The organism is Mesorhizobium sp. C264A (genome assembly GCF_040324515.1).
GTDB lineage: Bacteria > Pseudomonadota > Alphaproteobacteria > Rhizobiales > Rhizobiaceae > Mesorhizobium.
In genome coordinates, this window is sequence record NZ_JAMYVY010000001.1 from 1 (window position 1) to 24,037 (window position 24,037).

Sequence of the window (24,037 nt, forward strand, 5' to 3'; positions counted from 1 at the left end):
GAGCACCGTGCGCGACCGCGACCGGCGCTCGCTGCGGATCGGCCTGGTATGGAGCGATGACAGGCTGGTCGCTGTCATTCCCCTGGCGATCGGCAGACGAAAAGGACTTCGGCTCCTCGAATGGGCCGCCAATAGCTATACGGACTATGGTGATATTCTTGTCGCGCCGGAATGCTCCCTATCGGCCCTCCAGAACCTCTGGAACCGGATCTGTTCGGCGGGTGGCTTCGATCTTGCTTTTATCAATCGTCTGTCGCCGGATGCGGCAGCCCGCAGGATTTTTACACCGGGCTCTTCCAGCGGCGTCAAGCTTCGCGCCAATCACCGGGAGGAAGTCAGTTATCGCGTCGCTGGACAGTGGGCCAGCGGAGCAGCATGGCTGGCGGACCAGTCGAAAAAGATGCGCCAGAACTATCGGCGCGGCATCAAGATACTGGAAGAAACAGGCGAAGTGAAATTCCGCCTCCTGTCGGCCGACGAGCCGCTGCAGCCATTGCTGGAGCGACTGTCGGCGCTGAAGCGCAGATGGCTGGAAAAGCACACGCGTGAATCCGACCTTTTCGAAGAGGGCGAGCCGGTTCTTGCCGCCCTGGTGGACGCGCTGTCACGCGCCGGTGTGCTGCGCATTTTCGTACTTGAATGCAATGGTGCGATGGTCGCGGTTTCCATCAACATCGTCCAGCACAACGTCATGATGGCATTCGTTACCACCTACGACCCTGATTTTAGCCGAGCGTCGCCGGGTGCGGTCCTGATTACGGAGTATATACAGTGGTCGTTTGATCACGGCTTGGGACTGGTCGATTTCCTCTGTGGCGGAGAGGCCTTCAAACATAGGTTTGCAACACAGGCCGTTACCCTCCAATCCGTTCTTGGGGCACGCACTGTGCAGGGCGCGCTCGCTTCTCTCGCTGATCGTATCTGTCAGACGATCCGCGTACGCTCACGCGGATTGGCGTCGGCGAATCCAGAGCGCCCGCCCGATGAGACTGCTTAATTTAGCTGGATAACTTGGGCATAAGCCGCCGAGCGTTGAGGGCTGGCGTGCGACATGGGCGCGCCATTCGAAAATCCGCGTCGATTGCGCCTCGGAATCGGGACCGAATGGGTCCGCAGGTGGAGACTTCAGCCAATTCTCGCAAATCACGTCTCTCGATGCGCAGTTTGTTGTCTGCGAAGCGTCGCAACACGTTCGTTGGCGTCACAATGGTAGCAGGCTAGGTCCTGAAAATCATTGAAGATTTTTTCGGACAGGGCGCCTACCACAGGTCGGCGTTTTTACTGTGATTTCAACAGCTTAGGTAGGCTGGTAGCGGGAGAGCGCTACCGCCTTTCCCCCCACTCGGAGACCATGCGATATTTTCTACAGTGTCGGGCGTAGTGGGCCCTTCTCGGTGCTGCAAAGACCGGTAGGCAAAGGGAGAGTCTGACCCGGAAGCTATCCACGATGCGAACGGCAGCTTTGCGCCCCATATCAGACATTCCTGCCGTCCCGTCCTGCACCCAAAAGCCGACATCGCTAAATCCAGGGCACAGCCAGCTTTGCGCCAATCATCGTCGGACCGATGCAAGGCGGCAGTTCGCAGAGCATTGCGAAATGAGGCGAACTGGTGCGTGCTTGATACGAAGGTTGGGGCAGGCGATTTGAATCTAAGATGGTCGAGCAGTTCCTCGGGAGTTGGCATGCGACCGAGTCTATCCCCGCATAATACGATAGACAGTTGCATCACCCTCCACACCCCGAAGAGGCGCTTCAAACGCCTCGACGCGATGGCCGGCAAGCATTTCGCTAACCCCGGGCGCGGAATAGAGCGCTTCGGAAATGCAGATCTGTCCGGCTTCTGCTAGGGACTGCACGCGCGCGGCGACATTCACGGTCTGACCGAAGTAGTCGAGGTTGTCGTTGAGCGTCACGGCGATCGATGGGCCACAATGGGCTCCGATCTTCAGAATGATCCCCGGCCCGTCATGGTCGCCGTTGAAGCGATCGATTTCTTCAAAGATGTGGAGTGCAGCCGAAATCGCATCCGACGGCTGCGAGAATACAGCCATCACCGCATCGCCAATCGTCTTGACCACCGCGCCGCAATGTTGCTGAACCGCCGCGTTGACCAGAGCGAAATGCTCGCGGACCAAAGCATAGGCGTTGAGGTCACCAAGGCGCTCATACATGGCGGTCGAACCCTTGAGGTCCGTGAACAGGAAGGTGATCTGCCGGATACCGAGCCCCTCATTCTCGTCGACGCGTTCGGACCGGAAGAGCTGGCGGAAGGTTTGCCGTGCAAGCAGCGCTCCACCGGAAACATAAGGATCGAAATCGAGGGCCGGCTTGGTCGTCAACGCGACAAGCTCGGGCGGCCAGTTGATGACAAGCAGCGAACCACGCGCTGGCCCCCTATTTGCTACCTCTATAACGATCGGACCGGGTGGCACGGCGGGCAATGCCGGCAGGAAGCGTTTGCCGTCATAATCGATCTTCAGAACTGTGGGTGCCGACACCGGATCGCCTGATATTGGCACGGCGAATGCAGCCTGCGTCCGGACGTTGACTCCCGAAAGGGCGCCTAGTCCCAAGTCAGTGCGGAGCACTGTGATGGTGCCGGGCTGCAGAAACGTCATGCCCCGAACCAAGCCACGCAGAACGTCAAGAAAGCGAACGTCTTGCCCCGGTAGCCGCCCGTCATGTCCGAAGTGGAGCTTCCAGTGAAAATCCTCGACGGAAAGCGTCTGGGGATCGTGGTGCGGCAGGCGCCGTAACTTCGACGATACCGAGAAGGTGACCTCGATGAAGTCGTCTAGGTCGGTGTCGCCCGATACATCGCACAAGCCACAGACATAGTGGGTCTTCAGCGTGCGCAAGGCGCCGAAACTATCGAGCACCATCCCAGACTGGGGGCACAGCACATCCCAGCTCATGTCGAATAAGCCACAGCGGGCGGCATGAAGGAAGAGGTCGATCGCTTCAGGTTCGGCGATTGCGCGGTCGCGGGCGAAGGCCAGCGGATTGACACGATAGAGCGCCTGATCGTCGGCGCTCCTGATCAGCGTCTCGAATTTCGAGATGACGCGTGGGCTCCAGACTCGCGCCTGCTCTACTTTGGTCATCCTGCTTTCGAGAAGACGATCGTCGACTACCGTCACATCGGACCCTCAACCTTGCCGCCTTGCCGTGCGACAGCCTACTAAAAAACCAGCGCGATGCGAATGGATTGCCATCGAAAGCGTCTGCCGGCACAGCTGAGATGCTTATGCTCCTACTCGTCTAACCGACCATCCAAGGCATATCGATCGCCCCGAGCGATACAACGATCCCGAGGACCACCAAAGCAATGCCCAAACTACCTTCGAAGCGGCGGCCACTGGGCAGCAGCTTCTCGACGAAGACGAGCAGCGTCAAAAGCAACATCCAGGCGACGCTCATGACGCCGGTCGCGACCAGCACGGCAAACAGCGCCCAGCAGCAGCCAAAGCAATAGAGACCGTGGCGCAGCCCCATCTTGAGCGCGCCAACACGCCCGTCGCGCCAGTGCTGCGCAACGAAAGCGAGCGGCGAACGGCAATGGCTGAGGCAAATGTGCTTGAGGGTCGTGAATTGATAGAGCCCGGCGACGCCAAGCGTGGCACCGAGCGCGAGCGGTGCCCATTTCGCACGCTGGGGCGGATCGAGGCTCGTTGCAACGTCGCTACCGAACTGGACCAGGACATATACGACAAGGCCCGCCCCCGCCCAGACGAGCAGATAGCCCGCGACGAAGGTCCACGTCGGGATGGCCACATGTTGTTCGCGCCTAGCCTGCGCCGCCGCGAACATAAATATCATGGGCGCCGCGGCTGGCAGCATCATAGCCGCCATCATCACGGTCCACACAGCGAGAAAAGCGGCGGCGCCGGCAAATGACCAGTCGTCGGCGGCAATTCCGGCCATCGCCATGCCAGCCATGCCTTCCATACCCTCCATACCGCCGCGCGCGGCAATGCCCATGGGCATATCCATGCTGAATGTCTGGTAGAGGGTGAGCGTCCACGCCGCTGCCGTCAGCACGACGAGCGATGCGAGAAGGCCGAGCGGGATGCCGCGCAGATTCCGGGTGAACCGCCGCGATTTCCTGGGGAACGCGTCAGCCATTGTCACGCCCTAGTTCGGGCCGGTCCAGTCGAACGGAATGTGCTTGCTCGAGCGGGCCGTGCCAGTCCAGTCGAGCCCGAAGCCCTTGGTGCTCACCTCGACAGAACGCCCCCAGGTGGCAACCTGGCCCGGGCCGACCTCCGAACCCGGCGGGTTGATCGTCTGCACTCGCTTGCCGGGCGGGGTGGTGGGACCGGAAAGCGCCTCTGCGCGTCCAACGACGAGACCAGGAATTTCGACCCGCCAGGTGGCCAGGTCGCCCGCCACCTCGAAAGTGATCGGCACGAACTCCATGCCACGCATCTCCCCGATATTGGCGGCAAAACCCGCTGGCCAGCCGCCGGCGTGGCCGCCGAAGATCACCTGCAGGGCTTCGCGCTGCTGCTCATCAGCCTTCTCGTCCAGATACATGCCCATCACGGCCTTTGCCTCGCCGGCCCACAGATTGCCTTCAAACTCGCCGAGCGCCACCAGCGTCAGGCCGTCGAGCTTCACGCCGCCATACTGACCCTCGCGCACATGCCAGGCGAGCACGCCCTGGCAGTGATTGCCGGTTGGCCGCTGGGCGAACTCGCAAGGGCAAGGGATGTCGCAGCTGCAGATGTCGAACCAGTCGCCTGCGAGCCGCCATTGAGGCACTGCATTCATGGCTCATCCTCCGGAGATTGGGCCTAGTTATACGCCGAAGATTGGTCGCGCTCCAGCAGTTCGTGCGTCGCCACTGACTTTGATGGATTGGCCCCACCCCGGTGGTCGAGCTGTGCATGCCAAAACCTGCAGTTGGGGCGCTTCAGGTCCGGATCTCGACGACGGACGTGCCGGAGACGGCATCCGTCACGCCGAGCTCGGCGCCGAGATCCTCCAGCATATCGCGCATCGTATCGAGAAGGCCGATCATATGCGGCCGGGCCGCGGCGAGGCTGTTCATGTCGTCCCATTCACCGACGACGCAGAAGGTCCGGTCGCCGGTCCTGACGAGCGCGGCTTTGCGGAAGCCCTTGACGTCGAGCGTTGCCTTCTTGTGCGCGTCGATGAAGGCCTGTTCCTTGCCGGGCTTGGTGCGAAACCGAACGACATTGTAAGCGGTCATGCCTTCCTCCAATCCATAGCCAAATTAATAAATCGACCAGGCTTACGGGCGAGCCTCCAGAACCATGTTGAACGGCGTCTCGGTGGCGCGACGGAAACGGCGGAAGCCGCCGCCGGTAACCACCTTGCGCAGCCTTGCCTCGCCCGCCTGGGCGCCGAGGCCGAGCCCAACCTCCTGCGATAGCGAGGCAGGCGTGCAGATGAAGGTCGAGGCGGCGTAATAGATGCGCCCGACCGGATTGAGGTTCGCTGAAAGCTTGTCATGAGCGAAGGGTTCGACGATCATCCATGTGCCGTCCGGCTTCAGTGCCTTGTGCACATGCCTGGCCGCACCCTCCGGATCGCCCATGTCGTGCAGGCAGTCGAAGAAGGCGACAAGACCGTAGGTGCCAGGAAAATCCTTGGCCGCCGCCACTTCGAAGCGGGTGTTGCCGGCGACGCCGGCCTCTCTGGCTGCGGCGCGCGCCCGTTCGACGACGGGGCATGATAGTCGAAGCCGGTGAAGCGCGAATTCGGGAATGCCTTGGCCATGAGCACGGTCGATGCGCCGTGGCCGCAGCCGACGTCGGCGACGTCTATGCCACGCTCCAGCTTCTCGACCGCGCCATCGAGCGCCGGCAGCCAGGAGCCGATCAGATTGGCGTTTTAGCCCGGGCGGGAGAACCGTTCCGTGCCGCGAAATAGGCAGGCGCTGTGATCGTGCCAGCCCAGGCCCTTGCCCGAACGAAACGCCTGCCGCACCTTTTCTTCGTCAAGCCATAGCGTCGAGACGACCTCGAAGGCGCCGGCCATGAAGGTGGGGCTGTCCTCGTTGACGAAGACCTGTTCCTGCTCGGGGCTGAGATAGAAGCTGTCGCTGGCCTCGTCGTATTCGACATAGCCGGCGGCCGCCTGCGCCGAAAGCCATTCACGCACAAGCCGCTCCTGCGTGCCGGTGTTTGCGGCAAGCTGCCCGGCGGTCATCTTGCCGCCCTCGCTCATCGCCGAGAACAGGCCGAGCCTGTCTCCCAGCAGCACGGCCGCCCCGGTGGTGATGGCGCCGAGATCGCCGACCATCTTTCCCAGCAGGGCCTCCAGCTTTTCCTGGTCGGGCTGTTTGTCCTTGTTGCGCTCCAGCATCGGCTTTTCCTCCGGCTCGATCCCAAACATCGGCCCAAGGCTGGACGCCTGATCCCGCCGCCGGGATGGGCTGGCCATGGACAGCGGAGAAAGTTTACCTAAGGATAGCACCTGCCGATAATGCCGAGTTCTGATTGCGGCGATGCATGCCGGGCATCAGCGGGGATGTGTCATGGAAATGCACGAAATTCGTTATTTTCTGGCCGCCTGCCAGACGCTCAACTTTCGCCAGGCGGCGGACCTTGTGAATATCACTCAGCCTGCGCTCACCCGCGCCATACAGAAGCTGGAAGCGGAACTCGGCGGACTGCTCTTCCATCGCGACAAGGGCCATGTCCAGCTCAACGATTTCGGTCGCCTGATGCGGAGTCATCTCGACGAAATCGCGCAGCGCTCGGAGCATGCCAAGCGCACCGCCAGAAGCTTTCTGTCGCTCGAGACGGCGCCGGTGACGCTCGGCGTGATGTGCACTATCGGGCCGCTGCGCTTTATCGGCTTCCTCAATGCATTTCGCGAACGGTTTCCCGGAATCGAGGTGACCGTAATCGAAGGCGCCGCTGACCACCTCACCGACCTTTTGCTGCAAGGCAAGCTGGACATCGCGCTCTTGGCGCGCCCGGAGCCATTCGATCATCGGCTGAGGGCGGAGCAGGTCTATACGGAACGCTTCGGGCTCGCTTTCTCAACCGGGCATCCGTTCGAGACGCGGAATACGCTGCAACTGACGGATGTGCGCAACGAGCCCTATCTCGAGCGTATCAACTGCGAATATGGGAATCGCATCGACGAGCTCTGCCAAAACCTCGGCTTCGAGATCAAGAGCGCCTATCGCAGCGAGCGCGAGGACTGGATCCTGGCTATGGTAGCCGCGGGAATGGGCGTCTGCTTCATCGCGGAATTCTCCGCCAGCCAGCCGGGCGTCTGCCACAGGCTGGTCGTCGACCCAGAGATCGTGCGCGAGGTGTCACTGGTCTCCGTCGCGGATCGACTGCCTTCGCCCGCCATCTCTGCATTTGCCAAGGCGGTGATGGAGTATGACTGGCACATACCGATGACGGCGGGATCGACTGGTCTCTAAGTCCACAGTCCGCCTTCCGCGTCAGCAAACATGCGCCATACGATCACATCTTCGTGTCGATGTAACTGACCGCAATGTCGGGCGAACCCACGAATGGGGCAACTGTGCCCCGCAAAAATGGGAGTATTCCGAATGCATTCGTTGAAAATCTTCGTCGCCGCCAGCATTGCCGCTCTTTGCGCCTCGCAAGCATTCGCCGAGGACACGATGGGCACGATGTCCATGATGAAGGGCGGGCAAGTGACAGCCGTCATGCCCGACGGGCATATGGGCACCATGATGCCGGACGCCAAGATGAGCGCCGAAATGATGAAAATGGCCAAGCCGATCAAGCATTGCATGATGATGATGACCGACGCCAAGGGCAAAACCTACATGGTCGATACATCGACCAAGAAGGCCCAGGCCGAGTGTGAAAAAATGGCGATGTGAGGAGCCATCGCGCCCGTCAATGCTTCCATCCCGCCGGCACGCGCGCCGGCGGGATGTCCCATCGATCCTCCGCCATCGAGACCATGTCACTGCCGTGGTTGCTGTCCTCGCCAGCCAAAGCTGTTGCTTCGCAAGGTTGATCGGCTCGGTGGGTGTGTTAGGCCGGGTCTATTACGAAGGGACCCAACATGGCACGCATATCGCGACGACATCCGATGCTGCGACGCTCGCAGGCGATGTGGGTTTCGCGTCGCGTCTGGCAGCCGCGCATTGTCTTCTGGGCAGGCGCCATTTCGATCGGACTGATCAGCGTGCTGTTCGCGGTGCTTGCCGATCAAGCGCAGGCGCTATTCCATTCCGTCATCGACACCGATAGCGGCTGGCGCTTTTACCTGCCACTCGTGCTGACGCCGCTCGGCTTCGTTCTCTGCGCCTGGCTTGCGCATTCCTTCTTTCCAGGCTCGCAGGGCAGCGGCATTCCGCAGGCGATCGCCGCGCGCCATCTGCGTGATGACGACGACCGCGGCCATATCCTGTCGTTGCGGCTGGTAGTGGGCAAGATCGCGCTCACCGTCGTCGGTCTAGGTTGCGGGGCCTCGATTGGCCGCGAGGGACCGACAGTGCAGGTCGGCGCCTCTCTGATGCTGCAGGTCGCGCGCTGGGGTGGCATGGCGCAGGCGCGCGGGCTGATCCTGGCCGGGTCGGCGGCAGGCATAGCGGCAGCCTTCAACACACCGCTTGCCGGCATTGTCTTCGCTATCGAAGAGATGGGTCGCGCCTATGAATCTCGGACCAATGGGCTGGTGTTAACGGCGGTGATCCTCGCTGGACTTGCCTCGTTGGGCCTGGTCGGAAACTACACTTACTTCGGAGTCGCCAAAGAAACAGTGGCCTTTGCCAGCGACTGGCCGCTGGTGCTTGCCTGTGGCATCATCGGCGGCGGTGTCGGCGCGCTATTTTCTCTGCTGGCGCTGAACGCGATGCGCCGCATCCGGCGCTGGAACGCGTTCCAGCCGCTCTGGCGCACAATGGTTGTGGCAGGCATTTGCGGGCTGGCGGTGGCCGCGATCGGGATCGCCTCGAATGGCCTCACCTTCGGCACCGGCTATGCGCAGGCGCGGGGAGCCATCGAAGGCACGCCGCTGCCGGCGTTCTTCTTTGCTGGGAAATTCGCAGCTGGCCTGCTCTCGATGGTTTCGGGCATTCCGGGCGGCATCTTCGCGCCATCGCTGGCCGTAGGAGCCGGCCTTGGCAGCACGCTTGGCCTACTCCTCGGCGGCGCCACCGGCACCGCTGCGCTGCTTGGCATGGCCGGCTATTTCGCCGGCGTTGTGCAGGCTCCGATGACAGCCTTCGTCATCATCCTCGAAATGACCGGCAACCACGACAATGTCATTGCGCTGATGTGCGCATCGATGCTGGGCTATGGGACAGCGCGATTGATTTCGAACGAGCCGCTCTACCACGCCCTATCTCGCCTTTTCATCGCCGAGGCGATCCGGCGGAGAAGATCCAGAAATCTCGAAACATCCGGCTCTGCCGCTTGGAGCCCAGCTTGAGTTTGTCGATTGAAAGACATGCTGGCGAACTTTCTTGTGGATCCGGTGTGCGAGAATCAACATCGTCTGAAGAGGCGAGACGACTTGCATAAATCCGTATTCGCCCCGCGGCGAGTGCCCGTTACGGCCTCACAGCAACGCGACCGTTGCCGGAGTTAGTGGCGACGGCAAGACCGAAGATCGATACGTCAACCTTTGAGGTGCACCTAGCTCAGGTGAGAGGTGTTAGCTTAGGAACGGCGGACTGCGACGCGGTGTCCAGTGGGTTGGACAAGGCTCCTTCATCCAGCTTTCAGTGCACGGGTGAAGATGCACATCAGGTCAGCCTCCTCGACTGAAATATTCAGGTTTTGGAGGCCGAAGAGATTCGATCGGCTATATAGTCGAGTGAGAAAACCCCAGCACCACGCGTAAGCACCAGCAGCAACAGCGATGCCCACAGCAGATGCTCGGCCCAGTTCTCAGGGAACACGAAGATCTGGATAACCGAAACGACGCCGAGCAGCATCAGCGCGCCGAGACGCGAGAACAGCCCCAGGAAAAGCAGCACCGCCCCGGTGATCTCTGCCGTTGTCGCCAGCGGCGCCGCGATCGACGGATCGATGAGGGGTAGATTGTATTCGCTGGCGAACAGCTGCAGCGTCACCGGCCAAGACGCCAGCTTCGATTGTGCAGACTGCCAGAAGACATGCGCAATCGCCACTCGAGCCGCGAGCTGGACCAGCGAAAATGGTATACGCTCCGGCAAGCTGATCACTCGTCGGTAAACACCAACAAGGCCGGCAGGGCGAGGCGTGGAATATTCTGGTATCGCAGTCATGATCGTCTCCTTCAGTTTGAGAGAGGGGGCACCGGGACGCGCACGTCGGTGACGAGCCTGTCGCGGAACAGACGCACAAGCGCTGAAACCAGGTCGAAGGCCGGGTCGAGCGCCAAGGCGCGGCCAGTGGCATGCTCAAGGCCGAAGCCGTGCTTCAGCGAATGCCAGAAGCCGAAGCTCGCGCGGTCGAGCAGAAAAAGCCGCACGTAGTTCCCCGATCGCCACAGCGCCACCCGTTCAGGGCGTCTTGTCCAGGTGATTTTTTCATCGACCGCAGTCTCCTTTTGATGCTCCATCCATACCGATAGGATCGACCAGTGGGAGACCATCAGTCGCAGTGAGGGCTGGAGCAGGATATCCGGCGACAGCCCAAGGTCGGTGCTGTCGTATTCTGCGAGACTGCGGGCCGGCAGCGAAGCTGTATCGAGCGCTTCGGCAATGGCCCATTCGAGCCGAGCCGTCTCGGCGACGATCGGCATGTCGGACAGGGTGTCGATGGTCTTCAGGAAGCGAGGGAAGCCCGCGCCATAACGCGCCAGGCGTGACTCCGCCGGCGGATGCCGTCGAATGAACTCGCTCGCCATGAAGCGGAAGAAACGTTCGTCCACGAGGCGGGCCGTAACGGGGAAGACGGCCATCAGCACGGCGGTCAAGGAACTGCGCGTGTTGTTCTGGTAGATGCGCAGGCGAGCCATTGGGTCGGCCTTGCCAGCGGTCAGCATTTTCGCGTCGATCAGTGGCTCCATGGCCAGCACCGAGCGCGCCACCATGGTCTGCAGATGTTCAAGCGGCAGCATGATATCCTCCCTCGATTGTCGGCAAGGCCATGTGCATGGCCGGTCTGGCTCTGGCAGCGGCAAATGCCGCAAGCACAGGCATGCTGGTTCGCGTGCTTTCGAAAGCTGGCAGGCTGGACACCGGCAGGACCGTGGTTGGGGCGGTCTGCCTCGCGGCCTGCTTGCGGCCGAACATGATCGAAGCGGAGAGCATGTCGGCCCACATAGCCTCGCCGAGCAGCACGTCGAGAACCGGAACATCGGTATCCCATTCGATCAGCGTAGGGCGCGGCCCGAGATGGCTGATGGCATGGTGATAGAGCCCCCAGACAACCGGCGGCACGCGAGAGCCGTGGTCGTCGATAAGCACGGTGTCGCCGCCGACCTGATTGGTCGCATGGCCGGCAAGGTGGATCTCACCGATGGCATCGGCAGGCAAAGCGTCGATGAAGGTCTTTGCGTCGTATTGGAGATTGTGCGCCGAAACCTGGACATTGTTGACGTCCAGAAGCAGGCCGCAGCCAGTTTGCGCCACCAGCTCGGCCAGAAATTCAGCTTCATTCATGGAGGAGTCGGCAAACGCGACATAGGCGGACAGGTTCTCGATCAGCACACGTCGCTTCAACGTATCCTGGACGGTCGCTATGTTTCGCGCCACGATCGCCAGCGCCTCTTCGTCATAGCGAAGCGGCAGCAGGTCGTTGAGATAGGCTCCGTCGGCAACGCTCCAGGCAAGATGCTCCGAAACGAGATCGGGCTGGAACCGCTCGCAGACCTTTCGCAGCCTTTCCAGATGATCGCGGTCCACGCCTTGCGCGCTGCCCAGAGACAGGCCAACACCGTGAACTGACAGCGGATATATCTGGCGCAGCCGTTCAAGCGCCTCGACGGCGGTGCCGTCGCCCATATAATTCTCGGCATGCACCTCGAGCCAGCCGGCGGAGGGCCTGCGGCTCAACATTTCGCTGATATGAGGAGAGCGAAGACCGATGCCCGCGGTTGCGGGGATGGCGACACCTTGAAATGCACGGGGCATCGGTCTGCTCCCTTCCAAAGGGGGTTGGCTTGAAGTCTGGGTCGGTCAGGCTTTCGGCTTGTCGCTGCCGCCGGTGATCTTGGCGCAGCTGCCGGCCGGCACGTAGAGCCACGAGTCCGGCTGGTTGTCGGCGGTCGAGGTGCCGGCACATGAATGCGTCGCGGTCTGGCAGTCGTTCTGGCCGGCCTTGACGACGCCATAGCACTTCTCGAACGAGAAGCTGGGCTGAGCAGCCGGGCCGCTATAGGCTGCAGATGCAGCAAGCGAGGTGGCGGCTGCGAGGGCCGATCCGATGAGGGTCTTGGTGTTGATCACGGTCGTTCTCCTGGTTGCGTTTAGAGGGAAGACTGACCTGGCGGCCTGTCTGCAAGCAGTGTTGTCCAATGCGCGATGAAGCTGAAATGCTGTCTCGGCATGGATTTGATACGCGGTCACTATGTTGAGGAGGGTAACGACCAAAGCCCTCCGGCGGGGAACCGGAGGGCTTTGGCGCCTACACTTCGTGAGCGCGGAGAGGCAGGCGCGGCCAAGCGGAGGGAGGCGCCTAGACGTATCGATTTTTGCTGTCGACGACTGAGCTTTCGCTCAAGCTTGGATGGTCAGCGAGAAGCCATTCCTCGGCCCGCTGCCGTCCACGGTCACGCATGTCGGTCAATTCGCCCCAGTCGGTCCAGGGCCTGGTAAACAGCGCAGCACTTGTTCTGTGATGACTGTCGAAGAGGACAGATGCAGAGTTCAAGGCATTTGCGGCGAGGCGGTGAGCACAAGGCGTCATGCCCTCGGAGGGTTTGCCGCTGACAATCAGCCAATGCCCAGCCTCGATTTGCTGCACTGCTGGCAAGGCCGAAAAATCGCTTTCACCCCAATATGGATCGCCATCGATTTCCACGGCGGGAAAGAGGAATGGGACTGTCGCTCCCGCCAGGATCGCGTCGATCGACAACTGGTCGCCGGAGAAAATCGTGACGGTGTCGGTGAGGGCGTTCGAAGCCAGGATGTTGAGCTTCAACGGGCAGCTTTCCTTGCGGATCTCGGCAATGTCGATGGACTGTTCCAGGATCGATCTCAGCGGCTTGGCTGTATCGGCCGCGAACATCGTTGCATGGCTGACACGCCGCCAGAAATTGGTAAGCGCCGTCCTTGCCCCACGCCTGCCGCCCAGAGCCAGTCCGTAGGCAAGAACCGCTGCCTCCATGCCTCCGAAACCGGATGCAGTGATGCTGCGGAAGGAAAGGCGAGGCTCATCCAGCAAGCGATCGAGCACGCCCCAGACAAATGCGCCGTGTGCGTCGTTTGTCAGCGTAATGTCGATCAGCTGGCTGTCTTCCGTCGCCGGTCTTGCACCGGCAACAAAGCCATGGTCGGTTGCGGCCTGGATTTGCATCTTTTGGATCTCCTCCCGAAGAACGCCAGGGAAGGCGTTTGATGGAGACACTGCCGCATGATCCTTCATTGGCGAAATGCCAAGCTGGCATGAACTCCATAGTCAGATTGCATTGGCGGCAATCTCTTCCGCGCCGCAAGATTTGCGAGGCTGGCGAGTATCCGACGATCTCGCTTTGGAGCTGGCGCCACGACCTTCGCCGGCAGGCCTTCAGCACCAAAAGGAGCGTGTCATGAGAATACGAAATGTCTGTTTGGGGGCGTTCGCCCTCGCTCTTTTAGCCGGGCCTGCATCCGCCGATGCCTTCAGCGATCTGGCGTCGCTGCCGTCATTCTATAGCGATGCCGGCATGAAAACGATGAAGCCGATGGCCGGTTTCAAAAAGGCTTGGCTGACTGCGCCCCGGGGTGATCGGGACAAGATGATGAAGATGTGCAATGACGCAGCCATGAGCAAGCCGCACGCAGCGTTCTGCGCCAATGTATTGGCGCTTGGCGGCGCCAACTGAGCTGCACCGACTGTGCCGGGCAACACAGGAATGATGTCACAATGGCGAGCGGTCTGCTCGCCACCGTCTTTTGGTGATGGCCAGCTGCTGCGCAACGCAAGTAGTCCGCAGCGCGCGCTGTCGCGGCGCCATGACGGACCGCTATCGACTTTATAGCCGCAGTGCATTGGCGCCAAAGCGAGCCTTGCGGCAGTCTCCGAAGCGCGAACAACCTCGTGCAATTGGGGATAAATCGGCATGGACGTTCACCACATCCGCTACTTCCTGGCAGTGTGCGAGACACGAAACTTCACGCGCGCGGGCGAAAAGTGCAACGTCACTCAGCCGGCTCTGTCCCGCGCGATTCAACAACTCGAGGAAGAGGTCGGAGGGCTGCTGTTTCGCCGTGAACGAAGCTTGACCCACCTGACCGACCTGGGTGTGCTGCTTCGCCCCCGTTTTCAGCAGATTCTCGACGAACTGACTGGAGTGCGGCAGGAGGCATCGAGATTCCTGTGCCTGGAAAACGCCAACCTGAAGGTCGGAGTCATGTGCACAATCGGCCCCCGTCGCTTCACCGGTCTTCTGACCGAATTCAACCGGCGTCAGCAGGGCATCCAGCTGCAATTGGTTGAGGGTGTCCCGGCATCGCTCTCCCAGCTTCTGGAGTCCGGCGAGATCGACGTCGCCATCATGGCCTCGAGCGACAGCTTCCCGGACCGCTTTGACGTCACACCGCTTTATCGCGAGCGCTTTGTCCTCGCCTTTCCAAATGGCCATCGGCTGGCCCGCAATGACAACGTTGCCATCTCCGAACTCGATGGCGAAAATTATCTCAGGCGCCTGAATTGTGAGTATCGCGATCATCTTGCTGGTCTCTGCAATGATCGTGGCGTCAAGCTCAGGATCTCCTACGCCAGCGAGCGCGAGGACTGGATCCAGAACATGGTGTCCGGAGGGCTAGGTATCTGCTTCATCCCTGAATTCAGTGCGGTGATTCCGGGCCTGCAGGTCCGTCCCGTCATCGATCCTGAGGTCTGGCGGGAAGTATCCCTGGTCGTCGTTGCGGGACGCAGGTTCTCGCCTGCGGCGTCGGCTTTCGTGAACAGCGTCAAGGCGCATGGCTGGCCTGAGAGCCCAATAGCCCAGGCGATCCACAAAAACGCAGCCTGAAGCAAAACGACCAAATTCTGGGAGCGTGCGACAAGTCTTGTCGTGCGCTTTTTTATGCGCTCGCGTCGTTCGACGATAGTTTTCAGGTATCGAATTGAAAGCCAGTCAGCATTTCTCTTTTCTGATCGCTCCCGTCACTCTCCTCGTCATGCCCCGCCTCCCGCGTTTGGGCACCGACAAAGGAGATACAAGATGGCTACCAAGAAACTCACTCTGGCGTTTGCGGCAGGTCTGCTTTCGGCAACCGCTGCATTTTCCTCTGCCCCGGCCTTCGCCGGCGACTGCCCAGCCGGCCAGGCCGCAACGACTGATATCCAGGAACATCCCAGCAAACCGGTTGGCGTTGTCGACACGGTTCTCTCTGCGATCGATCTGAGCAGCAAGGGCGAGGCCTGGAAGGGCAATATGCTGCGCCTTCGCAAGCTCGTCGTTCAGCCCGGCGGCGTCGTGCCATGGCATGAACACAACGTCCGCCCGGCCAACATCCTCATCATCGAAGGCTCGATCACCGAATACCGCAGCACCTGTAAAGTGGGCATCGAGCACCCGGCTGGCGATGTGACTGCCGAGTTCGGCCAGCTCGCCCATTGGTGGAAGAACAACGGCAAGGTGCCCGCCGTGCTCTATTCCGCCGACGTCCTGCCGCCCGCGATGCCCGACGACCACATGATGTGATCCGCGTCTTTCGACGACGTCTTCCCGTAACCCCCCATTGAAGCGCGTCCTCGGGCAGCCGCCTGGGGACGTGTGGCCACGGAGCCCTGTCATGACGACCAGTGGATTGAGTGAACCAACGCGGCTCCGAATGGTTGCTGCGGATGGCCGGCGCTTCGGCCTGATCGCCCTGATTGCGTTCCTGACGCTTGTCGATCTCTTCGCCACTCAGGCCATACTGCCGTCGCTGGTCATCAAGTTCGGCGTCAGCCGCGCCACGATGGGTCTCGCGGTCAATGCCAGCACGTTCGGCATGGCTGTGGCCGGCATCGCGGTCGCGCTTTTCGGGCGCGGCATCGATCGCCGCAACGGCATCTGGATCAGCCTGGCCGTCCTGTCGATACCGACGACGCTGCTTTCGCAGACCGACAACATAATCGTGTTCGCCTTGCTGCGGGTCGCACAGGGCCTATGCATGTCAACCGCTTTCACGCTGACGATGGCCTATCTGGCCGAACATTTTTCATCGCGCCAAACGACCGGCGCGCTTGCGGCCTACGTGACCGGCAACGTCGCCAGCAATTTCTTCGGCAGGCTTATGTCGGCCGCCGTCGCCGATACGTTCGGCATCTCCACCAACTTCCTGACGTTCGCCGCCCTCAATCTGATTGGCGCGGCTCTTGTATGGTTTACGCTGCAAAAGACATCCGCAACTATGGGCGCCGACGCCATGGGCCAACCCGCGCGCGCGGCCTGGAAAGGCGCACTGAAGGACGCCGAGCTACGCGCCTGTTTCGCGATCGGCTTCATGATCCTCTTCGTGTTCATCGGCACTTTCACCTATGTGAACTTCCAGCTTGTCGCCACTCCGCTATCGCTGTCGCCGATGGCACTGGGTCTTGTCTATTTCGTCTTCCTGCCCTCCATGCTGACCACGCCGCTGGCAGGGCGCGTTGCTGCCGGCCTAGGCCCCAGGGTGGGGATCGGTGCAACACTTGCGCTGGCGATCCTCGGTTTGCTTCTGCTGCTTGCGACCAGTCTGCCGATCGTTCTTGCCGGGATGGCGCTTGTCGCCGTAGGCACCTTCCTGGCGCAGGCGATAGCCACCGGCCACGTCAGCCGGACCGTATCGCGTGATCGCACCGCGGCAAGCGGCATTTACCTCGCATCCTATTATGCGGGCGGGCTCGCGGGCAGTTTCGTCCTCGGCCAGATCTATGACCGGATTGGCTGGACCGCATGTGTGACCGTGCTTGTCGCTGTGCTTGCCTGTGCGGTTGCTGTCGCGGGGGTGCTGAAGACGCCAACAGTCTGACCGGCACGAACGGTGAGCCGAAGAAAGTCGCGCCGACGAGCAAGGCGCTGTGAATTCCATCGCTCAACTTAACGTCACGACAAACCCAAGGAGACTGACATGACCACTTATATGAAAACCCTGATTGCCGGCGCTGCCATACTGGTGGCGATCGTCGTCCCTGCCGCCGCCTCGGATGGCGTCGTGACGGTGAAGAGCGACTACTCCGTCGCTGAAACCGTTGCCCGCATCAAGAAGGACGTCCTCAAGAAAGGCATTATGTTCTTCGGCGTCATCGACCAAGCGAAGCTTGGCAACAAAGCAGGCAACGATGTCAAACCGTCGCGTCTTGTGATGTTCGGCAATCCGGCCCTGGGCACGACCTTCATCACGGCCAACCCCGAAGCCGGCCTCGACTGGCCGGTGCGCGTGCTGGTCTATCAGACGGCCGATGGCGGGGTCTACGCCGCCTATACCGATTTCGACTGGATCGCCAAGCGTCATGGCATCACCGACCGGGCGCCGCAGTTCAAAATGGCCACGGAAGTCATCCAGTCGGTTACCTCGACGATCAAGAAGAACTAGCGCCCGGGATCCAGCGAGATTATTCGGCGACAGCGGCGGGCAGAGTGCTCGCCGGTTCCCCGAACCATTTCTCTTGCAGGAGCGCGCCGACCGCCGGCGGTGTCTGCGGCCGCGCCGTGACGAGATTGACCTCATGTCCTTCACGCGAACGAAAGGTGGTTCGCCGGCCGGTGAAAAAGCCAGCCGGCTGGGGTCTCAGCCCGCCGGAGGAATGAGACCGGATCTGACCGTCGGCTATCGAATCCATGTCTCAACGGCATTTCCGATGTCCGGGGCCAGGGGTCATACTTTTCATCAACAGACAGAACTCGGAAACCACCCGGCGGCAGGCGGTCATGACCAGCTCGCGCTCAGATCGAAGGAGATCACCATGCTCACAGGAAAAACCGCGCTGATAACAGGCTCTACCAGTGGCATTGGCCAGGGGATCGCCGAAGCATTTGCCGCCAAAGGCTGCAATATCGTCCTCAACGGTTTTGGCGATGCCAAGGAGATCGAGAAGCTGCGGGCGGGTATTGCCGCGGAGCACGGTGTGACCGTCCGCTATGACGGCGCGGACATGAGCAAGGGCGACGCCATCACCGCGATGATGGACAAGGCGATCGCCGAGTTCGGCGCGATCGACATCCTGGTCAACAATGCCGGCATCCAGCATGTCGCGCCGATCGATGACTTTCCGATCGAAAAATTTGAAGCAGTCGTGGCGATCGACCTGATGTCGTCGTTCTATACGATCCGGCGCGCGTTGCAGGCCATGAAAGAACGCAAATGGGGCCGCATTATCAATGTCGCCTCGGCACACGCTCTCGTCGCTTCGCCATACAAGTCAGCCTATGTCGCCGCCAAGCACGGCGTTGCCGGGTTGACCAAGACGGTCGCGCTGGAAGTCGCCGAGCAGGGCATCACCGTTAACGCTGTCTGCCCGGGCTATGTGCTGACCCCGCTGGTCGAGAAGCAGATACCGGACACGGCCAAGGCACGCGGGATCACCGAGGAGCAGGTGATCAAGGACGTCCTTCTCGCTGCCCAACCGACCAAAAAATTCGTGACAGTTGCTCAGGTTGCGGCGCTCTGCCTGTTCATGGCCTCGGACGATGCAGCTTCGATCACCGGCGCCATCATCCCGATCGAAGGCGGTTGGACGGCTCACTGAACCCGAACGAGGAATAAAGACCATGAACAAGATCACCCGCAATCCGCCCGTGTCCGAGGCCGAGCCAAAGATCGACCGTCTGGCAGACAGCGCCGCCAAGCGGCAGACGGTGTTGGTTCTTCAGGGCGGCGGCGCGCTCGGCGCCTATCAGGCCGGCGTCTACCAGGCGCTGGTCGAGGGTGGCATCGAACCGGATTGGGTTATCGGCACGTCGATCGGGGCTATCAACGCCGCGTTGATCGCCGGAAACGAACCAACGGTTCGGCTCGCGAGGCTTCAAGAGTTCTGGGAAGGCGTCAGCCGGATCAGCCCGCTCGATGAGTTTTTCGCAATGATGGTTCCGAGCAACGTCTTTGCCAATATGGGCACCGTGATGCGCGGCATACCGGGGTTCTTCGAACCGAATCCAAGTGCCATGTTCGGAGTGAACCGCGAAGTGGGTGTCGAGAACGCCTCCTACTACACGACCGATCCACTCAAGCGGACGCTGAATGACCTGATCGACTTCGACTATCTCAACCGGCGCCATACCCGGCTGACGGTCGGGGCGGTCAACGTCAACACCAGTGAACTCAAATACTTCGACACCCGCGAGATGACCCTGTCGGCGGCGCACATCATGGCGTCGGGTGCCTTGCCGCCGGCGTTTCCGGCGGTCTGTATCGACGGCGAGCCTTACTGGGATGGCGGCATCTATTCGAACACGCCGATCGAGGTCGTGCTCGACGCGCGTCCGCGCCGCGACGCGCTGATCTTTGCCGTCAACATGTGGCAGCCCCGCGCCACCGAGCCGAAATCGATCTGGCAAGTCATGGGCCGGCAAAAGGACCTTCAATTCGCAAGTCGCGGCAAGAGCCACGTGGCCCGGCAGGAGCAATTGCATCGTCTGCGCCACGTCGTGCGTGAAATGGGAAAGCTCGTCCCGGACGAGCGGCGCGAGGATCCGATGTTCAAGGAATTGGCCTCCTATGGCTGCCCGTCGGTCATGCACCTTGTGCGGTTGCTTTCACCGCGCCTCGACGGCGAGGACCACACCAAGGATATCGACTTCACCCGCGCCGGCATCCGTACCCGCTGGCAGGCCGGCTACGAGCATGGCCAGCGCGTTCTCGCGGAGAAGCCATGGGAGTGCGAAGTCGACATGCTGCAGGGCATCGTCATCCACGAATCGCAAGAGTGACATCTTCGAGCGCGGCGGGAAGAAAGACGGAGAATACCGATGCAGATCATCACTCCCGGGATGCGGCTGGTTCCAGAAGCCGTGCTCGCCAACAACGCCGCGCTTTTTCGCGCGATACCGGAGACACCATCTCATGCGGACAGGTCTCGGCATCGCGTGGTCATCGTCGGCGGCGGTGCCGGCGGGTTGGAACTGGCAACGCGCCTCGGCCGTAAATTCGGCAAGCGGCGTCTTTCCGTTACGCTTGTCGACCGCAATCGCACGCACATCTGGAAGCCGCTTCTGCACGAGGTCGCCTCGGGCGCACTGAGCGCGTCGAATGATGCGGTGGAATACATTGGCCATGCCAGTCGCCATCACTATCGATACCGGATTGGCGACGTCGTCGGCATCGACCGCGCCAAGCGGCAGATCTTTGTTGCGCCAAGCTTCGACGACGAAGGCAGGCAGATCATACCGCCGCGCGTGCTGGGCTACGACACGCTGGTGCTGGCCGTCGGCAGCGTCAGCAACGATTTCGACACGCCAGGGGCGGCCCGCCACGCAATCGCACTCGATACGGCTACCCAGGCCGTTCGATTCAACAAGCGCATGATAGACGCCTGCCTGAGGGCCAACGCTCAATACGAGCAGCTGTCGCCGAGCCAACTCCATTGCGTCATCGTTGGCGCTGGAGCCACCGGCGTCGAACTGGCGGCCGAGTTGCACAGGTCGATGCGGGAGATAGCGTCGCACAACCTCGACAACATTGATTTCAAAAGACTTATCCGCATCACCCTCGTCGAGGCCGGGCCACGAATCCTTCCGGCCTTGCCCGAGCACCTGGCGCGCGCCTCGGCGCATCTGCTTCGTGATCTCGGCGTTCAGATACGGTGCGGGATCAAGGTCACCGAAGTGACGGAGGGCGGTGTCAGTCTCGGCGAGAAGCTATTCGTGCCGGCCGAACTCGTCGTCTGGTCTGCGGGGATCAAGGCGCCGGATTTCCTTAAGAAACTCGATGGCCTCGAGACAGACCGCATCAACCGCCTGGTCGTGGATGAGACCCTGCAAGCGCTAGGGGATGAAAACGTGTTTGCGATCGGCGACTGCGCGAGTTGTGTCCTCCCCGGCAGCGAAGCTCCCTTGCCGCCGCGCGCCCAGACGGCCCATCAGCAGGCCGATCATATGGTCAAGGTGATCGCGGCGCGCCTCGAAGGGCAGGTGGCGCCGGCGTTCCGTTACCGCGACTACGGTTCCCTGGTTTCACTGGCCGATTACGGCACCTTCGGCAACCTGATCGGCGGATTGAAGGTTGAGGGTCTGCTTGCCCGGTTGATGTATCGCTCGCTCTACAAGATGCATCTCAAGGCAGTGCACGGGACCTTCAAGACCGTGCTGGACACGGTCACCGGAATCCTGTCGCACCGCACCAAACCGCGGGTCAAATTGCATTGAATCTCGATAGGCCGGGACGGTGGAGAATTTGATGTCGCGATCCTTGGTGGCGGTATGGCTGTGAAGGTCGCTAGACCTGCTGCCGGCCTGTCGGAGGCAAAAGTCGAGGCGCGCGATCTCGGCAGCAGCTGTCCCAACCAGACCGGACGTAACAACTCGAGCGGAAATAACGAACAGAAGGTGAATCCGTGCAGTTTCGATGCACGCAAGGCATCGACTCCATGCAAGAAAAGCATGGCCGTGCCCGTGGGGCTTCAATGATAGGCTGTATGCAATTGCGAAAGTGCAGAAATGGACGCCGACGACCAGGCAATGACGTTTGAACAGTCCGTGCAGGCTGCCATCGAACTCGACGCACCTCTCAACGACCGGCTGGCGGTGATTGCCGGTGCCGTGCGCCGACTAAACTCGGATTTTGCGGATGCGGTGGACCGCCTGGTGACGCGCCTAGGGCAGCAAGGGGCTGGATCCATGGCGCCGACTCCCGGCGATATCATGCCGGGATTCCTGCTGCCCGATGACGAGGGGAGACTGATTGGCCTGGGCGACATCCTCTCCCAAGGTCCGGCCGTGATCACCTTTCAGCGCGGGCACTGGTGTCCATATTGCCGGTTGAATGCGATTGGCATCGTTGAAGCTCAGGAGGAGATTACCACTTTGGGCGGCCAGATTGTGGCGATTATGCCGGAGCGGCGCAGGTTCGCGAAGGCGATGAAGGCAGCTGTGGGCGCCAAGTTTCCATTCCTCACCGACATGGATAATGGCTATGCCCTCTCGCTCAACCTTGCGATTTGGATCGGGGCCGAGATGGAGCGGTTGATGGGCGTTGCCTATGACATCCCAAACTTTCAAGGCAACTCCAGCTGGTTCCTGCCGATCCCCGCGACCTTCGTCGTCGGCACGGACGGCATCATCACCGACCGCTTCGTTGATCCGGACTACCGCCGGCGGATGGACATTGAAGACTTGATCGGGGCGCTTAGGCGGGCTCACTGACGCCAAAGGTCGACCAGTCGGTCGATCGCAACAGGTTTAGCAGCGTCGTTGCCACTGGGGAACGGTGGCGGCCGGCGACTGCATAGACGGCAACGACCCGCGAGATGTCCAAGTCGCGGAGCTTTAGCCTACGGACGTTTGGCGAGCGTGGCGCAGTCACCGAGACAAAACCAACGCCGGCGTTTGCTTCCAGTAGCGCCAAGAGATCATGATCGGTCTCGACCTCATGCGCGGACCGTGGCGTCAGTCCATTTGCCGACAGGCAGCGTGACAGCTCCTCGCTCGTTTCCCAGTCGATCCTGCTCAACACTGGCTCCGCGACAAGCTGGATCAGCGCGACATCGGCCTCGTTGCGGCGTGCAAGCGGATGATCGGAATTCACCACGAGCTCTATGCCTTCTTGGAACAGCGGCCAGGTGTCGAGCCGGTCCCATGCCGCCCCCAGCGGACCGGCAACGGCGAGTTCGACATCGCCGTTCTTCAGCGCATCAATCACAGCGTTCGGCGAGCCGCGGTTGATCTTGAGATGCACGCCGGGATAGGCCCGGAAAAGCTCCGTAAACGGCGAGACCAGAAGTGCGATGTTGACGCTGTTGGAAATGGTGACATTAAGCGGGGCCACGTCGCTGCTTTGCACCGCCTTGGCGAGCGATTTAGCGGAAGTGGCAGCATCGTAACACTGCTGCAGCAAGGGCAGCATGCGTCGGCCAAGCTCGGTCAGATGGGAATGTTGGCGCTCGCGCCGAAGCAGCTCACCGCCCAATTCGTCTTCGAGGGTCTTGATTGCGCGCGTCAGAGCCGGCTGCGTGACATTGCACTCTTCCGCTGCTCTGGTGAAATTAAGCGTGTTGGACAGGGCCAGAAAATAGCGAACCTGCTGCATCTCCATGAATTTCCGCCCCCTCAGCGAAATCCGATTCGTCAGGCGTAGCTAGCTTCTATCTATGCTAGCGCAACAGGACGCTAAGGCAAAGGCGGAGGGCTTGCGGAGGCGAAACGGTGCAATCGGGCTCTGAAGTGCCGCCGGCTTTGGCCGGCGGGTTGTCGGGCACTTGGCACATCCTCGCCTGGATTCCAGCTTTGAAGTTCCGAAGGTCGTGCTCAGCTGTGCAGAGGTCTCGTAACAACGAGACCTCCCTTCCAGGCAAGCTGAGGTCGCAAAGAGTCACTTGAGATTGCACGTCTAAGCCGTGTGGTGACAACCCAAGGAGTGGGAGCCGGAGTCGATTTCTGGACGCCCCGGGTTCGGAACTGCGCTGCGGATGGCCAACGCATGGAAAAGGAGTGCCTGTCAGTTCAGGGTTCTACCGTTCCCTGCCGCGCTGCCCAGTCGAACGGGTAAAGGCAATAGAAATAGCCGGTACGCTCGGTGGCGATGTATTTCAGGTGGGTGCCGTTTGGCAGCCAGACGATATCGCCGGGATTGCACTCATGGCGACCGTCGTCCAGTTCGATCGTCAAGGTGCCCTCGTGGATGAACAGCACCTCGTCGTAGGTCACGGTCCAGTCGATCGAGGCGTTCTCGAGATACTCGATGCCGCCGCCCATGGTCCGACTGATATCGGCATTGATGACGCGGGCAATCGAGGATGTGCCGGTCGGTGTGATGGACGGCTTCAGGGTCAATTCGCTGTGCTTGAAGATCTTGGCCTTGGACACCGT

The 24,037-nt window shown here is 61.1% G+C and carries 24 protein-coding genes and 1 pseudogene; 13 read left to right on the forward strand and 12 right to left on the reverse strand.

What is annotated here, in order from left to right:
* The coding region (locus tag NKL04_RS00005; protein ID WP_352723107.1) for a GNAT family N-acetyltransferase at positions 1-997 on the forward strand (997 nt) is incomplete at its 5' end.
* A gap of 698 nt (positions 998-1,695) precedes the next feature.
* On the opposite strand, the gene NKL04_RS00010 is transcribed toward NKL04_RS00005, so the two are convergent.
* From NKL04_RS00010 to NKL04_RS00030, 5 genes and pseudogenes are all read right to left on the reverse strand, one after another.
* Complete coding sequence (locus NKL04_RS00010) at positions 1,696-3,141, reverse strand: adenylate/guanylate cyclase domain-containing protein (protein ID WP_023686294.1); 1,446 nt, start codon at positions 3,139-3,141, stop codon at positions 1,696-1,698.
* Positions 3,142-3,262: 121 nt separating this feature from the next.
* On the reverse strand, positions 3,263-4,126 hold the full coding sequence (locus NKL04_RS00015; RefSeq protein ID WP_245271337.1) for a DUF2182 domain-containing protein: 864 nt from the start codon (positions 4,124-4,126) through the stop codon (positions 3,263-3,265).
* Between the two features lie 9 nt (positions 4,127-4,135).
* Entirely contained in the window at positions 4,136-4,774 is a 639-nt protein-coding gene (locus tag NKL04_RS00020; RefSeq protein ID WP_023683386.1) for a DUF1326 domain-containing protein, read from the reverse strand.
* A 142-nt stretch (positions 4,775-4,916) separates the two neighbouring features.
* Positions 4,917-5,216 (reverse strand): putative quinol monooxygenase, encoded by a 300-nt coding sequence (locus NKL04_RS00025; protein WP_023686292.1) that lies wholly within the window; start codon positions 5,214-5,216, stop codon positions 4,917-4,919.
* Positions 5,217-5,258: 42 nt separating this feature from the next.
* A pseudogene (locus NKL04_RS00030) lies at positions 5,259-6,334 on the reverse strand (class I SAM-dependent methyltransferase).
* Between the two features lie 172 nt (positions 6,335-6,506).
* Here NKL04_RS00030 and NKL04_RS00035 point away from each other — a divergent pair.
* The 3 genes from NKL04_RS00035 to NKL04_RS00045 all read left to right on the forward strand — a co-directional run bounded on the left by NKL04_RS00035 (position 6,507) and on the right by NKL04_RS00045 (position 9,403).
* Positions 6,507-7,412, forward strand: a complete 906-nt coding sequence (locus tag NKL04_RS00035; protein WP_023683382.1) for a LysR family transcriptional regulator — start codon at positions 6,507-6,509, stop codon at positions 7,410-7,412.
* Positions 7,413-7,544: 132 nt separating this feature from the next.
* Positions 7,545-7,844, forward strand: a complete 300-nt coding sequence (locus tag NKL04_RS00040; protein WP_023683381.1) for a hypothetical protein — start codon at positions 7,545-7,547, stop codon at positions 7,842-7,844.
* Between the two features lie 188 nt (positions 7,845-8,032).
* Entirely contained in the window at positions 8,033-9,403 is a 1,371-nt protein-coding gene (locus NKL04_RS00045; protein WP_023691684.1) for a chloride channel protein, read from the forward strand.
* Between the two features lie 343 nt (positions 9,404-9,746).
* Here the strand turns inward: NKL04_RS00045 and NKL04_RS00050 are convergent, their stop codons facing one another.
* From NKL04_RS00050 to NKL04_RS00070, 5 genes are all read right to left on the reverse strand, one after another.
* Positions 9,747-10,223 (reverse strand): DoxX family protein, encoded by a 477-nt coding sequence (locus tag NKL04_RS00050; RefSeq protein ID WP_023686290.1) that lies wholly within the window; start codon positions 10,221-10,223, stop codon positions 9,747-9,749.
* A gap of 11 nt (positions 10,224-10,234) precedes the next feature.
* Entirely contained in the window at positions 10,235-11,020 is a 786-nt protein-coding gene (locus NKL04_RS00055; protein WP_023683378.1) for an HvfC/BufC N-terminal domain-containing protein, read from the reverse strand.
* Positions 11,007-12,035, reverse strand: coding sequence for an MNIO family bufferin maturase (gene bufB, locus NKL04_RS00060; RefSeq protein WP_023686289.1), 1,029 nt, complete (start codon positions 12,033-12,035; stop codon positions 11,007-11,009). The genes NKL04_RS00055 and bufB overlap by 14 nt, the downstream gene beginning before the upstream one ends.
* A gap of 45 nt (positions 12,036-12,080) precedes the next feature.
* Positions 12,081-12,350: a BufA1 family periplasmic bufferin-type metallophore gene (locus NKL04_RS00065; RefSeq protein ID WP_023683376.1), complete on the reverse strand. Its 270-nt coding sequence runs from the start codon at positions 12,348-12,350 to the stop codon at positions 12,081-12,083.
* Positions 12,351-12,579: 229 nt separating this feature from the next.
* On the reverse strand, positions 12,580-13,419 hold the full coding sequence (locus tag NKL04_RS00070) for a patatin-like phospholipase family protein (protein WP_023699724.1): 840 nt from the start codon (positions 13,417-13,419) through the stop codon (positions 12,580-12,582).
* Positions 13,420-13,495: 76 nt separating this feature from the next.
* On the opposite strand from NKL04_RS00070, the gene NKL04_RS00075 reads away from it, so the two are divergent.
* The 9 genes from NKL04_RS00075 (at position 13,496) to NKL04_RS00115 (ending at position 22,375) form a co-directional block, all read left to right on the forward strand.
* Positions 13,496-13,927 carry a hypothetical protein gene (locus tag NKL04_RS00075; RefSeq protein ID WP_245261696.1) on the forward strand — a complete coding sequence of 144 codons (432 nt, stop codon included), beginning with the start codon at positions 13,496-13,498 and terminating at the stop codon, positions 13,925-13,927.
* A gap of 237 nt (positions 13,928-14,164) precedes the next feature.
* The gene (locus tag NKL04_RS00080) at positions 14,165-15,079 is read left to right on the forward strand and encodes a LysR family transcriptional regulator (RefSeq protein WP_023683373.1); all 915 of its coding nucleotides are present in this window, start codon (positions 14,165-14,167) and stop codon (positions 15,077-15,079) included.
* 192 nt (positions 15,080-15,271) lie between these two features.
* Positions 15,272-15,754, forward strand: a complete 483-nt coding sequence (locus NKL04_RS00085; RefSeq protein WP_023683372.1) for a cupin domain-containing protein — start codon at positions 15,272-15,274, stop codon at positions 15,752-15,754.
* Between the two features lie 91 nt (positions 15,755-15,845).
* Positions 15,846-17,048: an MFS transporter gene (locus NKL04_RS00090; protein WP_023686286.1), complete on the forward strand. Its 1,203-nt coding sequence runs from the start codon at positions 15,846-15,848 to the stop codon at positions 17,046-17,048.
* A 99-nt stretch (positions 17,049-17,147) separates the two neighbouring features.
* Entirely contained in the window at positions 17,148-17,612 is a 465-nt protein-coding gene (locus NKL04_RS00095) for a DUF302 domain-containing protein (RefSeq protein WP_023683370.1), read from the forward strand.
* Positions 17,613-17,982: 370 nt separating this feature from the next.
* A complete protein-coding gene (locus NKL04_RS00100) occupies positions 17,983-18,765 on the forward strand; it encodes a 3-hydroxybutyrate dehydrogenase (protein WP_023686285.1) in 783 nt (260 codons plus the stop codon).
* 22 nt (positions 18,766-18,787) lie between these two features.
* Positions 18,788-19,945 (forward strand): patatin-like phospholipase family protein, encoded by a 1,158-nt coding sequence (locus NKL04_RS00105; RefSeq protein ID WP_023683367.1) that lies wholly within the window; start codon positions 18,788-18,790, stop codon positions 19,943-19,945.
* Between the two features lie 39 nt (positions 19,946-19,984).
* Positions 19,985-21,379 (forward strand): NAD(P)/FAD-dependent oxidoreductase, encoded by a 1,395-nt coding sequence (locus NKL04_RS00110; RefSeq protein ID WP_023686284.1) that lies wholly within the window; start codon positions 19,985-19,987, stop codon positions 21,377-21,379.
* A 291-nt stretch (positions 21,380-21,670) separates the two neighbouring features.
* Positions 21,671-22,375, forward strand: coding sequence for a peroxiredoxin-like family protein (locus tag NKL04_RS00115; RefSeq protein WP_023686283.1), 705 nt, complete (start codon positions 21,671-21,673; stop codon positions 22,373-22,375).
* Here NKL04_RS00115 and NKL04_RS00120 read toward each other — a convergent pair.
* Both NKL04_RS00120 and NKL04_RS00125 read right to left on the reverse strand, forming a co-directional pair.
* Positions 22,359-23,258 carry a LysR family transcriptional regulator gene (locus NKL04_RS00120; RefSeq protein WP_198027037.1) on the reverse strand — a complete coding sequence of 300 codons (900 nt, stop codon included), beginning with the start codon at positions 23,256-23,258 and terminating at the stop codon, positions 22,359-22,361. The two genes, NKL04_RS00115 and NKL04_RS00120, sit on opposite strands and share 17 nt — an antisense overlap.
* A 413-nt stretch (positions 23,259-23,671) precedes the next feature.
* Positions 23,672-24,034, reverse strand: a complete 363-nt coding sequence (locus tag NKL04_RS00125; RefSeq protein WP_023683363.1) for a EutQ-related cupin domain-containing protein — start codon at positions 24,032-24,034, stop codon at positions 23,672-23,674.
* Between the last annotated feature and the right edge of the window lie 3 nt (positions 24,035-24,037).

Excerpts from the sequence above, each read along its gene's own strand:
- NKL04_RS00025 (WP_023686292.1), bottom strand. The coding sequence starts at position 5,216 with ATGACCGCTTACAATGTCGTTCGGTTTCGCACCAAGCCCGGCAAGGAA.
- NKL04_RS00080 (WP_023683373.1), top strand. The coding sequence starts at position 14,165 with ATGGACGTTCACCACATCCGCTACTTCCTGGCAGTGTGCGAGACACGA.
- NKL04_RS00055 (WP_023683378.1), bottom strand. The coding sequence starts at position 11,020 with ATGCTGCCGCTTGAACATCTGCAGACCATGGTGGCGCGCTCGGTGCTG.
- NKL04_RS00070 (WP_023699724.1), bottom strand. The coding sequence starts at position 13,419 with ATGCAAATCCAGGCCGCAACCGACCATGGCTTTGTTGCCGGTGCAAGA.
- NKL04_RS00040 (WP_023683381.1), top strand. The coding sequence starts at position 7,545 with ATGCATTCGTTGAAAATCTTCGTCGCCGCCAGCATTGCCGCTCTTTGC.
- NKL04_RS00075 (WP_245261696.1), top strand. The coding sequence starts at position 13,496 with ATGCCAAGCTGGCATGAACTCCATAGTCAGATTGCATTGGCGGCAATC.
- NKL04_RS00115 (WP_023686283.1), top strand. The coding sequence starts at position 21,671 with ATGGACGCCGACGACCAGGCAATGACGTTTGAACAGTCCGTGCAGGCT.
- NKL04_RS00110 (WP_023686284.1), top strand. The coding sequence starts at position 19,985 with ATGCAGATCATCACTCCCGGGATGCGGCTGGTTCCAGAAGCCGTGCTC.
- NKL04_RS00020 (WP_023683386.1), bottom strand. The coding sequence starts at position 4,774 with ATGAATGCAGTGCCTCAATGGCGGCTCGCAGGCGACTGGTTCGACATC.
- NKL04_RS00050 (WP_023686290.1), bottom strand. The coding sequence starts at position 10,223 with ATGACTGCGATACCAGAATATTCCACGCCTCGCCCTGCCGGCCTTGTT.
- NKL04_RS00015 (WP_245271337.1), bottom strand. The coding sequence starts at position 4,126 with ATGGCTGACGCGTTCCCCAGGAAATCGCGGCGGTTCACCCGGAATCTG.
- NKL04_RS00090 (WP_023686286.1), top strand. The coding sequence starts at position 15,846 with ATGACGACCAGTGGATTGAGTGAACCAACGCGGCTCCGAATGGTTGCT.
- NKL04_RS00105 (WP_023683367.1), top strand. The coding sequence starts at position 18,788 with ATGAACAAGATCACCCGCAATCCGCCCGTGTCCGAGGCCGAGCCAAAG.
- NKL04_RS00045 (WP_023691684.1), top strand. The coding sequence starts at position 8,033 with ATGGCACGCATATCGCGACGACATCCGATGCTGCGACGCTCGCAGGCG.
- bufB (WP_023686289.1), bottom strand. The coding sequence starts at position 12,035 with ATGCCCCGTGCATTTCAAGGTGTCGCCATCCCCGCAACCGCGGGCATC.
- NKL04_RS00035 (WP_023683382.1), top strand. The coding sequence starts at position 6,507 with ATGGAAATGCACGAAATTCGTTATTTTCTGGCCGCCTGCCAGACGCTC.
- NKL04_RS00095 (WP_023683370.1), top strand. The coding sequence starts at position 17,148 with ATGACCACTTATATGAAAACCCTGATTGCCGGCGCTGCCATACTGGTG.
- NKL04_RS00100 (WP_023686285.1), top strand. The coding sequence starts at position 17,983 with ATGCTCACAGGAAAAACCGCGCTGATAACAGGCTCTACCAGTGGCATT.
- NKL04_RS00120 (WP_198027037.1), bottom strand. The coding sequence starts at position 23,258 with ATGCAGCAGGTTCGCTATTTTCTGGCCCTGTCCAACACGCTTAATTTC.
- NKL04_RS00085 (WP_023683372.1), top strand. The coding sequence starts at position 15,272 with ATGGCTACCAAGAAACTCACTCTGGCGTTTGCGGCAGGTCTGCTTTCG.